The sequence below is a fragment of the Micromonospora pallida genome (assembly GCF_900090325.1).
GTDB classification, from domain to species: Bacteria; Actinomycetota; Actinomycetes; order Mycobacteriales; family Micromonosporaceae; genus Micromonospora; species Micromonospora pallida.
Genome location: NZ_FMHW01000002.1, coordinates 5,669,334 through 5,682,696, shown reverse-complemented (window position 1 = coordinate 5,682,696; position 13,363 = coordinate 5,669,334). Strand labels below are relative to the sequence as shown.

The window sequence follows — 13,363 nt, the reverse complement described above, 5'->3', positions numbered from 1 at the left end:
GAACGGACGGCTCAGGAGGCCGGGGTCGGCTCCCCCGCCACCGCCTCGTCGACCGTCGGGTAGGTCTGCAACACCTCGACCAGCCCACTGACCTCGAGGATGCGCAGGACGCCACGCTGCGGTGCGGCGAGTCGCACCACGCCGCCGGCCTCGTCGCAGCTGTTCTTGGCGCGTACGAAGACCGACAGGCCGGTCGAGTCGCAGAACGAGACCTCCGCCAGGTCGAACACCAACCGGCTGCGGCCCTTGTCGAGCAGGTCGGTGATCTGGTCCTGCAACTGCGGAGCGGTCGCCATGTCCAGCTCGCCCGCGACCGACACCACGACGACGTCGCCGCGCTGTTCCGTGTGCACCGTCAACGACATGCGGAGACCTCCTGTTGTCGGTGGAACCGTATCCCACCACGGGGGTACCACGCAGAACGGGAGCCGCCTCCGAAGGCGGGGCGAGAATTCTTTGTCGTGCAACAACTAGTGTCACCGGGGCCGGTGATAGAGTCCGCCCCGGTCAGGGGTGGAGGAGGAACCGATGGCGCTGAGCGCGGAAGCAAGCGGACGGCTCGCCGACCTGCTCACCGAGCATGCCGAGCAGATCATGCAGCGCTGGACCGAGGTGGTCGCGGCCTCGCTGCGGGGCCGGCTGAGCCAGGCGGAACTCCGTAGCCAGGTGCGGGACCTGCACCGCGGCATGGTCGCCGCCGGCGAGGGTGGCGTCATCGACCTGGAGTCGGAGCAGGCCACCGAACTGCGTGCCGTCCTCGCCGAGTTGTCCCGGGGGCGGGCCCGGCAGGGCTTCAGCGCCACCGAGACGGCGATCAGCATCTACGCCCTCAAGGACGTGCTGCTGGAACTCCTGGAGAGCCTCCCCGACGACGAGGGCACCCACCTGCGTGACTTCGTCGCCTACTCGGCCCTGATCGACAAGATGGGGCTGTTCACCTTCGAGAGCTACGTCCGCACCCGGGAGAGCCTGATCGCCGACCAGGCCGAGCAACTCCTCGAACTCTCCACTCCGGTGGTGAAGCTCTGGGAGGGCGTGGTCGCCGTGCCGCTGGTCGGCACCCTCGACTCGGCCCGCGCCCAGGTGGTGATGGAACGGCTGCTCCAGACCCTGGTCGACACCTCCTCGCCGTACGCGATCATCGACATCACCGGTGTGCCCGCGGTGGACACCCAGGTTGCCCAGCACATCCTGAAGACCGTGGTGGCCGCCCGGCTGATGGGGGCCGACTGCATCATCTCCGGCATCCGACCGCAGATCGCCCAGACCATCGTGGCGCTCGGCATCGAGTTCGGTGACATCGCCACCAAGGCCACTCTCGCCGACGCGCTGCGTCACGTGCTGCGGCTCTCCGGCGTCGAGACCGCCCTCGCCAACCGCCGTGCCCGCCGGGAGGTCTGATGGAACGGGTGCCGGTCCTCAAGATCGGTGACATTCTGCTGGTCTCCATCCAGGTCGACATGGCGGACCAGACCGCTCTGCAACTCCAGGAGGACCTGGCGGAGCGGATCGTCGCGACCGGCTGCCACGGTGTGATCATCGACATCACCGCCCTGGACATCGTCGACTCGTTCATTGGCCGGATGCTCTCCAGCATCGCGTCCATCTCCAAGGTCCTCGACGCCGAGACCGTGGTGGTCGGGATGCGCCCGGCCGTCGCCATCACCCTGGTCGAGCTGGGCCTCTCCCTCAACGGCATCCGGACCGCCCTGAACGTCGAACGCGGCATCGAACTCATCGCGGCGGCCCGGGGCGAGGACGACGACCTCGACATCGACCTCACCGACGCCGAGCCGGCGTCAGCATGACCACCGGTATCGACCTGGGCCGTCCGCAGGCGCAGGCGATCCGGAGCGACGAGGACGTCGTCCGTGTCCGTCAGTTGGTGCGTACCGTCGCGGTCGCCGTCAAGCTCTCCCTGGTCGACCAGACCAAACTGGTGACCGCCGCCAGCGAGTTGGCCCGTAACACGCTGGTCTACGGCGGCGGCGGCAACGTAGAGGTGATGACCGCCGACAACGGCGTACGACGCGGGGTGCGGATCGTCTTCGCCGACTCCGGCCCGGGCATCGCCGACCTGGACCTGGCGCTCACCGACGGCTACACCACCGGCGGGGGGCTCGGCCTGGGGCTCAGCGGCGCCCGCCGCCTGGTCGACGAGTTCGACATCGAGACAGCGGTCGGCAAGGGCACCCGGATCACCGTAACCAAGTGGTCCCGATGATCGCGGACCCCGTCTCCGACCAGGGGATCTGGTTCCGGGTCGAGACGAGCAGCACGGCCAGCGCGGTGCGCCGGGCCGCCGAGCGGCTCGGCGAGCAGTTGTCCCTCGGCGACCGGCGCACCGCCGACCTGGCGATCGTCGCCGCCGAACTGACCAGCAACCTGGTCAAGCACGCCCAGGACGGAGTGCTCCTGCTCCGTCCGGTACGGCGCGGCGGCGAGGCCGGGGTGGAACTGGTTGCCGTCGACTCCGGACCGGGCATGGCCGACCTCACCGTCTCCTCCCGGGACGGGCACTCCACCACCGGCACCCTCGGCATCGGCCTCGGCGCGATCTCCCGGCAGGCGAGCTGGTACGACGGCTACTCGCAGTCCGGCCGGGGCACCGTGCTCGCCGTGCAGGTCTGGCCGTCGGCCGTGCCGTCGCCCGGCTGGGCGGCCGGCATCACCCGGCCGCTGACCGGGGAGACCTGGTGCGGTGACGGTTTCGCCGTGCGGCTGGCCGGCGACCGTCCGCAGGTGCTGGTCTGCGACGGGCTCGGACATGGACCGCTGGCCGCCGCCGCGACCGACGCCGCCGTCACCGCGTTCCACTCCGCGCCCGCCGGATCGCCGAAGGCTGTGGTGGAGCACCTGCACCGGTCGATCGCGCACACCCGGGGCGCCGCGCTCGCCGTCGCCGAACTCGACCCGACGGCCGGTCGGCTGCACTACGCCGGGCTGGGCAACATCGCCGGCTCGGTGGTCGAGCAGGGCCGGCGGCGCGGGCTGGTCTCGCTGCCCGGTATCGCCGGCCACCAGCGTCCGGTGATCCGACAGTACGAGTACCCCTTCGGCCCGGACGCCCTGCTGGTCATGCACACCGACGGGGTGAACGACCGGTGGCAGCTCACCGACTACCCGGGCCTCGCCGGCCGGGCGCCGCTGCTGACCGCCGCCACCATCCTGCGCGACTGCGGCGTACGTCGGGACGACGCCGGAGTCCTCGTCGCCCGGGCACCGGCATGAGCAGCCTGTTGTTGCAGATGGCGCTCCGTACCGAGTCGGACATCTTCGTGCTCCGGCAACGGGGTCGGGAGGTGGCCACCGCCGTCGGGCTGGAGTACCAGGACCAGATTCGCATTGCCACCGCGCTCAGCGAGGTCGCCCGGGACCTGGTCGGTGCCGTCGGCGGCGCGGACGTGACATTCCACATCGCCGGGGTGGAAGAGGGCCGTCCCGCCCTGCGGGTGGACCTCGCCCCGCTGCGCCCGCTCGACGAGTCCAGGTGCGAACCGCAGTCCGGCGCGGTGGCCCGGCTGGTCGACAGTCTCGAGCTGACCGAGGACGAGGGAGTTACCGTCATACGGATGTCCCGACGCGTTCCGGCCAACGCGGAGACGCTGACTCCGCAGCGCCTCGCCGAACTTCGTGCCCAACTCGCGCTGAGCGCGCCGGCCAGTGCGCTGGACGAACTCACCGTCCAGAACGAGCAGCTCATCGCCGCTCTCGACGAGGTACGCAGCCATCGTGACGAGCTGGCCGTGCTCAACGAGGAACTCCAGGAGACCAACCGGGGCGTGCTGGCGCTCTACAACCAGCTCTCCGAGGAGCTGGAGGAGACCAACCGGGGCGTGGTGGCGCTCTACGCCGAGTTGGACGAGAAGTCGGTGCAGCTCAGGGCGGCCAGTGAGTCGAAGAGCCGGTTCCTGGCGAACGTCAGCCACGAGCTGCGCGCCCCGGTCACCGCCGTCATCGGGCTGGCCCGCTTGCTCGCCGACTCCGCCTCCGACCCGCTCACCGACGAGCAGGCCCGCCAGGTGGGGCTGATCCGTTCCTCCGCGACCGACCTGCTCGCCCTGGTCAACGACCTGCTGGACCTGGCCAAGGCCGAGTCCGGCCGGATCGAGCCGGACTGGGCGACGGTCGACCTGCGGGTGGTCTTCGGTCAGCTCCGGGGCACGCTGCGGGCGCTGGCCACCCGACCCGAGGTGGAGCTGGTGGTGGAGGAGCCGCCGGCCCCGGCGACCGTACGCTCGGACGAGGCCCTGCTGAGCCGGGTGCTGCGCAACCTGCTGCACAACGGGCTCAAGTTCACCGAGCAGGGTGAGGTGCGGCTGCACGCCGACCTGGTCGACGGACGGTGGCGGATCGTCGTCTCGGACACCGGCGTCGGCATCCCGCCGGAGCTGCACGAACGGATCTTCGAGGAGTTCTACCAGGTTCCCGGAAGCGCGAGTGGTGCCGGCACCGGTTTGGGTCTGCCGTACGCCCGGCGGCTGGCCATGCTGCTCGGGGGTGCCCTGCGGGTGGCCAGCGAGCCCGGCCGGGGCACCGTGTTCACCCTGGACCTTCCCGTGGACGGGGCGTGACGGTGGAGGACGGTCCGGCGACAGTGCTGGTGGTCGACGACAGTCGCACCAAGCGCTACCTGCTGGTGAGCTGGTTGACCCGGGCCGGCTTCGCGGTGCTGGAGGCGGAGACCGGCCGGGAGGCGTTGGAGCGGGTCGGCACCGACGGGATCGAACTGGTGGTGCTCGACGTACGCCTGCCCGACATGAGTGGCTTCGAGGTCTGCGAACAGATCAAGGCGACTCAGCCGGCCCTGCCCGTCATCCACGTCTCCGCGCACGCCGTGGACGTGGTCGACCGGGCGCAGGGCCTGACCCGGGGCGCGGACGCGTACCTGGCCGAGCCGATCGAACCGGACGAGCTGGTCGCCACCGCCCACGCGGTGCTGCGCTACTTCCGGGCCCGGAAGCGGGCCGAACTCTTCGCCGAGCGGCTCGCCCGGCTGGCCGAGACCACCGTGGCGGTGCACGCCGCGCCGAACTTCGCCTGTCTGCTCGAGGAGGCGGCCACCGGCGCGGCAGAGATCTTCCGGACGCCCGCCGCGGTGGTCGCCGAGACCGTCGACGGCGACTGCCTGGCCGGCATCTGCCCCGGCCTTGGCGCGTCGGGCAGCGTCGTCCCGTGGACGGTGGACGACACCGGGGTGCCGACCGGCACGACGGTACGGATCGACGAACCGTCCGACTGGGGCCTGCTCGACTGGCCGGCCGACGACCGGTTGGCGGTGGCCGCGGCCCGGCTGCGGGAGGACCGTGCCCCGGTCTACGTGGTGGTGCCGGCGGGCGTGCACACCCCGGGCATGCCGGTGCTGGTGCAGCTCGGCCAGGCGGTGGCGGCGGCCGTGGAGGCGCAACGCTCCTACGACGAGGAGCACCGGATCGCCGTCACCCTCCAACGCAGCCTGCTGCCGCGCCGGATCCCGGTGATCGACGGACTGGATCTCGCCGTGCGGTACGAGCCGGCGAGCGCGCAGACCGAGGTGGGCGGCGACTTCTACGAGCTGGTGATGCTCGACGGGCATCTGCTGATGGCCATCGGCGACGTCGCCGGGCACTCGCTGCACGCCGCCACGGTCATGGCGGAGCTGCGCCACGCGGTGCGCGCGTACGCGGTCGAGGGGCACCAGCCGGGGGAGATCCTGCACCGGGTCAACGAGCTGATGCGGCGGCTGCTCCCGGACGAGCTGGCCACCATCTGCGTACTGCTGCTGGACCCGGTCACCGGCCAGGTCCGGATGGCCAGCGCCGGCCACCTGCCCCCGCTGCTCGCCGTGGACGGACGGGTGGATTACCTCCAGCACTCCGCGCCGCTGCTCGGCGTCCGGGCCGCCCGCCCGCCGGACCTGGAGTTCGTGGTGCCGCCCGGGGCGACGTTGGTGCTCTACACCGACGGGCTGATCGAGCGTCGGGACGCCACCATCGACGAGGGACTGGACGCCCTCGCCGCCCATGCCGTCGACATCGGGGCCGACCTGGACGCCTTCTGCGCCCGGCTGCTGCGTGAGCTCGCCCCCTCCGAGATCCACGACGACGTCGCGGTGCTCGCCCTCCGCCGGCACTGAGCCGGCCGACGCCTCCTAGGCTCCCGGTATGTCGACGAAAACTAGTGACCTGCTGACGGCCGCCGCCCCGCAAGCCGTGACGGTGGTCCGGGGAATCTCCGACGACCAGCTTGACCTGCCCACCCCGTGCCAGGAGTACACCGTCCGTGACCTGCTCAACCACCTGTTCCAGGTGGTGGTCAACTTCCAGGAGCTGGCCGCGCGGCGCTCCGTGGACTGGTCGGCGCAGCCGGACTTCGTCACCGACGGGTGGCGGGACCGGTTCGCCGACGAGACCGGACGCGTCGTCCAGGCCTGGTCGGACCCGTCTGCGCTGGAGGGGGTGTCCGCCGGGATGGGCATGCCGCAGGAGGTCGTCGGGGGCATGGTGCTGCTCGACGTGACCGTGCACGGCTGGGACCTGGCCCGCTCGACCGGCCAGCCGTACCAGGTCGATCCTGCGGTGGTGGCGGAGCTGACCGCCCTGGCCGCCCGGCTCGCGCCCACGGCCCGCGAGCGGGGCGTGTTCGGCGCGGCGGTGGAGCCCGCCGACACCGGCGACGACCTCGCCCACCTCCTCTGCCTCACCGGCCGCGACCCGGCCTGGTCGCCGGCGGTCTGACCGTCCACCGGGGCCCGGGCCACTCACCCCGGTCCGGGCCCACACCCTGCGTGTGCGTCCGCTTTCTGAAATGTGCCTGAAGCGTGTAACGCGGTCGGGGAGACCGTCGCTGTTCGCGCGGTAGGCCCGGCGAACGGGCCCGTACGGCGGCCGGTGGTCGCCGTACGTGTGGCAGCGGGAGACGTGAGTAGATGCACACCAAGCCGGGCGGCACGCCGCCGGTGTTCGTGGACCGGACCGGACGGCGTCGCCGCCTCAGCATCCTCGCCGGCACAGCGCTGGGCCTCGGGCTGCTCGCCAGCCTCGGCCTGATCGCCGCCGGACTCTTCACCGGCTCGTCGGTGTCGCTGCCCGGCTGGTCGGACGACCGGAAGCCCGCGAGGCCGGTCGAGGCCGGCGTCGAAGGGGTGGACGGTCTCAGGTCGTCGCCCACCGTGTCGGTTCGCCCCTCGCCGACCAGCACCGCCACCCCGGCCACGCCAACGCGGACCGCGACCCCCAGCGCACCGGCCGCCACCAAGGTGGGCGGCCCGCGGGTGACCGGCACCGACCGGCCGGGCCAGGGCGACGAGCGGCGGACCAGCAAGCCGAGCCGGTCTCCCGGTCGGCCGGGTTGACGTCATGGCCCGACACGTCGCCCGCCCCGACCCGCGGGCCCACTGGGTGCTGCTCCTGCTCGGCCTGCTGGTGCTGCTCGCGGCACTGAGCTTCCACGGTCTGGTCACCGGGGTCTCCGGTGGTTCGGGGCGGGCGGCCGGGGTCGCCGCGCCGGCCCCCGAGGAGGTCACCTCCAGCGGTCCGGTGCTGAGGCTGGACCGGCCCGAACCGGTCTCCCGGGCCATGCCGGACCGGACGATCGCGTTGACCTTCGACGACGGCCCGGACCCGCAGTGGACCCCCCAGATTCTCGACCTGCTGCGACGGCACGACGCACGGGCCACCTTCTTCGTCGTGGGAGCACGGGTCAACGAACATCCCGACCTGGTCCGGCGGATGCTCGCCGAGGGACACGAGATCGGCTCGCACACCTACACCCACGCCGACCTGTCCGCCGTGCCCGGCTGGCGGCGTGAGCTGGAGCTGTCGCTGACCCGCAAGGCGATCGCCGGGGTCACCGGGCGGGAGGTGACGCTGTTTCGGCCGCCCTTCTCGTCGCAGCCCGCCGCGTTGACCGCACCCGAGTACGCCGCGCTCCGCGAGGCCGCCGGCACCGGGCACGTGGCCGTACTCACCGACCGGGACACGAAGGACTGGCAGCGTCCGGGCGTACCGGAGATCGTGACCGCGGCCACGCCGGAACGCGGCCGGGGCGCGGTGGTGCTGATGCACGACGGCGGCGGCGACCGGAGCCAGACCCTCGCGGCGCTGGACACCCTGATCCCCGCCCTGACCGGGCAGGGTTACCGCTTCACCACCGTCTCGGCGGGCATCGGGGCACCGGCCTCCACCGTTCCGGCGGCCGTCGACTCCCGGATCGGCGGTACGGCGCTGCGCTGGACCCAGACCGGCGCGGGCTGGGTCGCCGGCGGGATGAACCTGCTGCTCGTCGTCGCCCTGCTGCTCGGTGTCGGGCGGCTGGCGGTGCAGGTGGTCTGTGCCCAGATCCACGTCCGCCGGGTCCGCCGGCCACGCGGACCACGTCGGGTGGTCGACGCCCCGGTCTCGGTGATCGTGCCGGCGTACAACGAGGCCGCGAACATCGCCGCGACCGTGCGGTCCCTGGTCGCCAGCGCCTACCCGGCGCTGGAGGTGATCGTGGTCGACGACGGCTCCAGCGACGGTACCGCCGACATCGTCGAGCGGCTGGGGCTGCGGGGAGTACGGGTGATCCGGCAGGCCAACGCGGGCAAGCCGGCCGCGTTGAACACCGGCATCCGGGCCGCGCGGGCCAACCTACTGGTGCTGGTGGACGGGGACACCGTCTTCCAGCCGGACACCGTGCACCGGCTGGTGCAGGCGTTCGCCGACCCGACCGTGGGAGCCGTCTCCGGCAACACCAAGGTCGCCAACCGGCGGCGGCTGCTCGGCCGCTGGCAGCACCTGGAGTACGTGATCGGCTTCAACCTCGACCGCCGGATGTACGACGTGCTGGAGTGCATGCCGACCATCCCGGGGGCGATCGGCGCGTTCCGCCGCGAGGTGCTGCTCACCGTCGGTGGTGTCCCGTCGGACACGCTGGCCGAGGACACCGACCTGACCATGCAGGTGCTGCGGGCGGGCTGGCGGGTGGTGTACGAGGAGCGCGCCATCGCCTGGACCGAGGCACCCTCGTCGCTGCGGCAACTGTGGCGGCAACGGTACCGCTGGTGCTACGGCACCATGCAGGCGATGTGGAAGCACCGGCACGCCCTGCGCGAGCCGGTGGTCGGCGGCCCCACCACCGTCGGCGCGGGTGGGAAGCTGGGCCGGCGTGGGCTGCCGTACCTGACCGTCTTCCAGATCGTGCTGCCGCTCGCCGCGCCGGCGGTCGACGTCTTCGCCCTCTACGGCCTGATCTTCCTGCCCTGGTCGTCGCTCGTCCTGGCCTGGGCCGGGCTACTGCTGCTCCAGACGTTCACCGCCGCGTACGCCCTGCACCTCGACGGGGAGCGGTACGGCCCACTCTGGACGCTGCCGTTCCAGCAGCTCGTCTACCGGCAGTTGATGTACCTGGTGGTGGTGCAGTCCACGGTCACCGTCCTGCTCGGCAACCGGCTGCGGTGGCAGCGGATGATCCGGACCGGGGACGCGGCGGCCCTGGTCGGGGCGACCCCGCCGGGCCGCTGACGCCACGCCGGGCGGGCGGGCAGGATGGCACCCCTGACGTCCTCGCCCCCGGGAGTGCTGCCAGCGTGATCGCCGGGGCCTCTCCTGACGCGTGGCGAACAGGAGAGGCCCCGCCTACCTGTGGGTTCAGCGGTGGCCGAGGCGGTCCAGGACCCAGGCGTTGACGAACGCCTCCTCTTTCCAGGCGTCGTACCGGCCGCTTGGGCCGCCGTGGCCCGCGCCCATCTCGGTTTTGAGCAGGTAGTCGCCCTGCGGGGCGACCGCGCGCAGTCGCGCGACCCACTTGGCCGGCTCGTGGTAGAAGACCCGGGTGTCGTTGAGGCTGGTCACCGCGAGGATCGGCGGGTAGTCGGCGGCCGTGACGTTCTCGTACGGGGTGTACGACTTCATGTACGCGTACACCTCCGGGTCGGCCAGCGGGTTGCCCCACTCCTCCCACTCGGTGACGGTCAGCGGCAGCGACGGGTCGAGGATGGTGGTGAGCGCGTCCACGAAGGGCACCTGCGCGACGATGCCGGCGAACGCGTCCGGGGCCTGGTTCGCCACCGCGCCCATCAGCAGACCACCGGCGGACGCGCCCCGGGCGACCAGCCGGTCGGAGGCCGTCCAGCCCGCCTTGACCAGGTGCCGGGCGCAGGCCACGAAGTCGGTGAAGGTGTTCTTCTTGGCCAGTAGCTTGCCCTCTTCGTACCAGCGCCGGCCCAGTTCGCCGCCGCCCCGGACGTGCGCCACCGCGAACACCACGCCCCGGTCGAGGAGGGAGAGCCGGGGGATGGAGAACCACGGGTCGACGCTGTTCTCGTACGAGCCGTACCCGTAGATCAGGCAGGGGGCGGAGCCGTCGCGCGGCGTACCGGCCCGGCAGACCAGGGAGATCGGTACGCGGGTGCCGTCGTCGGCGAGGGCCCAGTCGCGGTGCTGCTCGTAGCTGGCCGGGTCGTACTCCCGCCCGTCCGGTCCGGGCAGTACCGGCTTCCGCTTGCGGAGCACCATCTCCCGGGTGACCAGGTCGAAGTCGTAGACCGACTCGGGGCTGACCAGCGAGCTGTAGCGGAACCGGATCTGCCCGGTGCGGTACTCGGGGTTCGCGTCGAGGCCGACGCTGTAGAGCGGCTCCGGGAAGTCGATGTCGTACCAGTCGGTGCTGCCGTCGGTGAGCACCCGCAGCCCGGTCAGCCCGTTGCTGCGCAGCGAGATGACCAGGTGGTCGGCGAAGGCGTCGACCGACTCGAGCCGGGTGCCGGGGGAGTGCTCGATCATCGGCACCCAGTCGCCCGGGGCGTCCGCCGAGGTGTACGCCAGCGCGAAGTCCTCCGCGCCGTCGTTGTGCAGGATCAGGAAGCGGTGGCCGTGGTGCTCGACGGAGTACTCGACGCCCTGCCGGCGCGGGGCGACGACGGCCGGTTCCCCGGTGGGGTTGCTGGCCGGGATGACCCGTACCTCGCTGGTGAGCTTGCTGTGGATGTCGATCAGGATGAACCGCTCCGAGCGGGTCAGCTCGACGCCCACCCAGAACCGCTCGTCGGCCTCCTCGTGGACGATCACGTCCTCGCTGGCCGGGGTGCCGACGATGTGCCGCCACACCCGGTTCGGCCGCCAGGAGTCGTCCACCGTGACGTAGAAGAGGACGGAGGCGTCGGTCGACCAGGCGGTGCCGTAGAAGGTGTTCGGTACCTCGTCGGTGAGCACCTCGCCGGTGCTGAGGTCCTTGACGCGCAGTGTGTACCGCTCGTCGCCGGCGAAGTCCGTCGAGTAGGCCAGCCAGCGCCCGTCCGGGCTGATGTCGTACGCGCCGAGCGCGAAGAAGTCGTGCCCCTCGGCGAGCTGGTTGCCGTCGAGCAGCACCTCCTCGCCCTCCAGCGGCGCGCCGCCGACGCTGACCGGCGGTTCGGTCTCGCCGTCGCGAATCTCGCGCCGGCACTGGATGCCGTACTGCTGGCCCTCGACACTGCGGCTGTAGTACCAGTACCCACCCTTGCGGGCGGGCACCGACAGGTCCGTCTCCTGGGTGCGCTGCCGGGTCTCCTCGAACAGGGCGGTGCGCAGGTCGGCCAGGTGGGCCGTACGCGCCTCGGTGTAGCTGTTCTCGGCCGTCAGGTGGGCGATGGTCTCCGGATCGTCCTTGTCGGCGAGCCAGGCGTACTCGTCGACGACCGTGTCACCGTGGTGGACACGCTCGGTGGGGACACGCTTGGCGACGGGCGCGGGGGTCTCGGTGGTCACGTCGCCACGTTACCGGCCGGGACCTCGAGATCGGGGTACGTGCGATGCCCGGTTTCCGCCCGCGACTGTTCGTACACATGTACGATAACCGCCATGTCGGGATCCCTGCGTTCGACCCACCGGTCCGGTTCGACCGACGTCACCCGTCGCCTTGTCGAGATCTGCGGTCCGTCCTTCGCCCGTCCCGCCGGCCCGGCCGACGAGGTCGCCGGCCGGCTGGCCGACTGGGTGGCGGTGCCGGGTGACGCCCGGGCCGCCGCCGACGTGCTGCGGCTGGCCGCCGCGCACGATCTGACCGTGGTGCCCCGGGGCGCCGGCACCAAGATCGACTGGGGTGCCGCGCCGGAGCGGGTCGACATCCTGCTCGACACCGGCCGGCTGGCCGGCATCCGGCACTCCGGCGGGTTCGGGCCACACCGGCCGACCGGCGCCGTCCGGCCCGGGTCCGCCAACAGCGGCCCGCGTGGCTCCGTGAGCGCCGGCCGACACCACCGGACCGAGCAGGACGGATCGGTGGTGGAGATCGGCGCGGGTACCCCGCTGCGCGCGGTGCAGGCCGCGCTGGAGCGTACCGGCCGACGGCTGGCGTTGGACGCCCCGTCGCCGGAGGCGACCCTCGGCGGTGTGCTCGCCGCCGACGAGGCCGGCCCGCTGCGGCTGCGCTACGGCACCCCCGGCGACCAGCTTGTCGACCTGCGTTACCTCACCGCCGAGGGGGAACTGGTCGACGTCCGCGGGGACGCGTCCGGCCCGGAGCAGGCCCGGCTGCTCTGCGGCTCGTACGGAGGGCTCGGCGTGCTCGTCTCGGCCACCCTGCGCACCCAGCCCCTGCCGGCCAGCCGGGCCTGGGTGACCCGTCCGGTCTGGACGCCACTGGAGGTGCACGAGCTGATCCGTGCCGTGCTGGCCGCCGGGCTCCGGCCCGCCGCGATCGAGCTGGACCTGCCCGCCACGCGCCGACCGTCGACACCCGCCTCGGGTCCCGCCTGGTCGGGCCATCCGGCGGGCTCGGCTCGGGCCGCGCACCCGGCCGGTTCCGCCCGGGCCGCCCACCCGGCCGGCTCGGGACGCTTCGGCCGGTTCAGCCGATCGTCCCCGCCCGCCGCCGGTGACCTGGTGGTGCTCCTCGAGGGTGGCCCGGCCGACGTGGCCGAGCGGGCGGTTCAGCTGGCCCGGCTCCTCGGCGACGGGGCCACCGTCGCCGACTCCCCGCCCGAGTGGTGGCGGCGCTACCCGTTCCGCCCGGACGACATCGCGCTCCGGGTCGACGTCCCGCTCACCGATCTGTACGCCGCCATCTACGCGCTACGTGACGCGGTGGGCACCCCCGTGCCGGTACGCGGCTCGGTCGGGCTCGGGGTGGCCCACGCCGTACTGCCCGGCGGCACACCGGTGGACCGGGTGGCCTCGGTCCTCACCGCCGTCCGGCAGGTGCTCCTGGCCCGGCAGGGGCGGTGTGTCGTGCTGGCCGCGCCGCCCGCCGTCCGGCAGGCCGTCGACCTCTGGGGTGAGCTGCCGGTCCGGTCCCAGCTGCGGGCCGCCAAGGAAAACCTCGACCCGCACCGTCGACTCGCCCCCGGCCGACTCCCCGGCGGACTCTGACCGGCGGCAAGCCCGGCAACTCCCGTGTCTCTCGGCTCAGACCGACGGGCGCACGG

Annotated in this window: 12 protein-coding genes; 10 read left to right on the top strand and 2 right to left on the bottom strand. The window is 72.5% G+C overall.

All coding sequences use genetic code 11. The annotated features are described in order from the left end of the window. Positions 1-11 precede the first annotated feature (11 nt). On the bottom strand, positions 12-365 hold the full coding sequence (locus GA0074692_RS23675; protein ID WP_091647659.1) for an STAS domain-containing protein: 354 nt from the start codon (positions 363-365) through the stop codon (positions 12-14). Between the two features lie 163 nt (positions 366-528). Here GA0074692_RS23675 and GA0074692_RS23670 point away from each other — a divergent pair, with 163 nt between their 5' ends. From GA0074692_RS23670 to GA0074692_RS23630, 9 genes are all read left to right on the top strand, one after another. Continuing rightward, on the top strand, positions 529-1,401 hold the full coding sequence (locus tag GA0074692_RS23670; RefSeq protein WP_091647657.1) for an STAS domain-containing protein: 873 nt from the start codon (positions 529-531) through the stop codon (positions 1,399-1,401). Beyond that, complete coding sequence (locus tag GA0074692_RS23665) at positions 1,401-1,808, top strand: STAS domain-containing protein (protein WP_091647655.1); 408 nt, start codon at positions 1,401-1,403, stop codon at positions 1,806-1,808. Before GA0074692_RS23670 ends, GA0074692_RS23665 begins: the two co-directional genes overlap by 1 nt. Continuing rightward, positions 1,805-2,224 (top strand): ATP-binding protein, encoded by a 420-nt coding sequence (locus GA0074692_RS23660; protein WP_091647653.1) that lies wholly within the window; start codon positions 1,805-1,807, stop codon positions 2,222-2,224. Before GA0074692_RS23665 ends, GA0074692_RS23660 begins: the two co-directional genes overlap by 4 nt. Further along, complete coding sequence (locus tag GA0074692_RS23655; protein WP_091653990.1) at positions 2,221-3,231, top strand: SpoIIE family protein phosphatase; 1,011 nt, start codon at positions 2,221-2,223, stop codon at positions 3,229-3,231. The genes GA0074692_RS23660 and GA0074692_RS23655 overlap by 4 nt, the downstream gene beginning before the upstream one ends. Continuing rightward, positions 3,228-4,574, top strand: coding sequence for a sensor histidine kinase (locus tag GA0074692_RS23650; RefSeq protein WP_091647651.1), 1,347 nt, complete (start codon positions 3,228-3,230; stop codon positions 4,572-4,574). The genes GA0074692_RS23655 and GA0074692_RS23650 overlap by 4 nt, the downstream gene beginning before the upstream one ends. A gap of 2 nt (positions 4,575-4,576) precedes the next feature. Further along, positions 4,577-6,115 (top strand): SpoIIE family protein phosphatase, encoded by a 1,539-nt coding sequence (locus GA0074692_RS23645; protein ID WP_091653989.1) that lies wholly within the window; start codon positions 4,577-4,579, stop codon positions 6,113-6,115. A 28-nt stretch (positions 6,116-6,143) separates the two neighbouring features. Continuing rightward, positions 6,144-6,716 carry a TIGR03086 family metal-binding protein gene (locus tag GA0074692_RS23640; RefSeq protein ID WP_091647649.1) on the top strand — a complete coding sequence of 191 codons (573 nt, stop codon included), beginning with the start codon at positions 6,144-6,146 and terminating at the stop codon, positions 6,714-6,716. 191 nt (positions 6,717-6,907) lie between these two features. Then, positions 6,908-7,333 carry a hypothetical protein gene (locus GA0074692_RS23635; RefSeq protein ID WP_091647647.1) on the top strand — a complete coding sequence of 142 codons (426 nt, stop codon included), beginning with the start codon at positions 6,908-6,910 and terminating at the stop codon, positions 7,331-7,333. 4 nt (positions 7,334-7,337) lie between these two features. Then, entirely contained in the window at positions 7,338-9,482 is a 2,145-nt protein-coding gene (locus GA0074692_RS23630) for a bifunctional polysaccharide deacetylase/glycosyltransferase family 2 protein (RefSeq protein ID WP_091647644.1), read from the top strand. A 126-nt stretch (positions 9,483-9,608) separates the two neighbouring features. Here the strand turns inward: GA0074692_RS23630 and GA0074692_RS23625 are convergent, their stop codons facing one another. After that, positions 9,609-11,705: a S9 family peptidase gene (locus tag GA0074692_RS23625; protein WP_091647642.1), complete on the bottom strand. Its 2,097-nt coding sequence runs from the start codon at positions 11,703-11,705 to the stop codon at positions 9,609-9,611. Between the two features lie 93 nt (positions 11,706-11,798). On the opposite strand from GA0074692_RS23625, the gene GA0074692_RS23620 reads away from it, so the two are divergent. Further along, positions 11,799-13,307 carry an FAD-binding protein gene (locus tag GA0074692_RS23620; protein WP_091647640.1) on the top strand — a complete coding sequence of 503 codons (1,509 nt, stop codon included), beginning with the start codon at positions 11,799-11,801 and terminating at the stop codon, positions 13,305-13,307. The last annotated feature ends 56 nt before the right edge of the window (positions 13,308-13,363 follow it).

What these genes read in the sequence shown, in the direction of transcription:
- GA0074692_RS23675 (WP_091647659.1), bottom strand. Translation starts at nt 365, where the DNA reads ATGTCGTTGACGGTGCACACGGAACAGCGCGGCGACGTCGTCGTGGTG.
- GA0074692_RS23670 (WP_091647657.1), top strand. Translation starts at nt 529, where the DNA reads ATGGCGCTGAGCGCGGAAGCAAGCGGACGGCTCGCCGACCTGCTCACC.
- GA0074692_RS23665 (WP_091647655.1), top strand. Translation starts at nt 1,401, where the DNA reads ATGGAACGGGTGCCGGTCCTCAAGATCGGTGACATTCTGCTGGTCTCC.
- GA0074692_RS23660 (WP_091647653.1), top strand. Translation starts at nt 1,805, where the DNA reads ATGACCACCGGTATCGACCTGGGCCGTCCGCAGGCGCAGGCGATCCGG.
- GA0074692_RS23655 (WP_091653990.1), top strand. Translation starts at nt 2,221, where the DNA reads ATGATCGCGGACCCCGTCTCCGACCAGGGGATCTGGTTCCGGGTCGAG.
- GA0074692_RS23650 (WP_091647651.1), top strand. Translation starts at nt 3,228, where the DNA reads ATGAGCAGCCTGTTGTTGCAGATGGCGCTCCGTACCGAGTCGGACATC.
- GA0074692_RS23640 (WP_091647649.1), top strand. Translation starts at nt 6,144, where the DNA reads ATGTCGACGAAAACTAGTGACCTGCTGACGGCCGCCGCCCCGCAAGCC.
- GA0074692_RS23635 (WP_091647647.1), top strand. Translation starts at nt 6,908, where the DNA reads ATGCACACCAAGCCGGGCGGCACGCCGCCGGTGTTCGTGGACCGGACC.
- GA0074692_RS23630 (WP_091647644.1), top strand. Translation starts at nt 7,338, where the DNA reads ATGGCCCGACACGTCGCCCGCCCCGACCCGCGGGCCCACTGGGTGCTG.
- GA0074692_RS23620 (WP_091647640.1), top strand. Translation starts at nt 11,799, where the DNA reads ATGTCGGGATCCCTGCGTTCGACCCACCGGTCCGGTTCGACCGACGTC.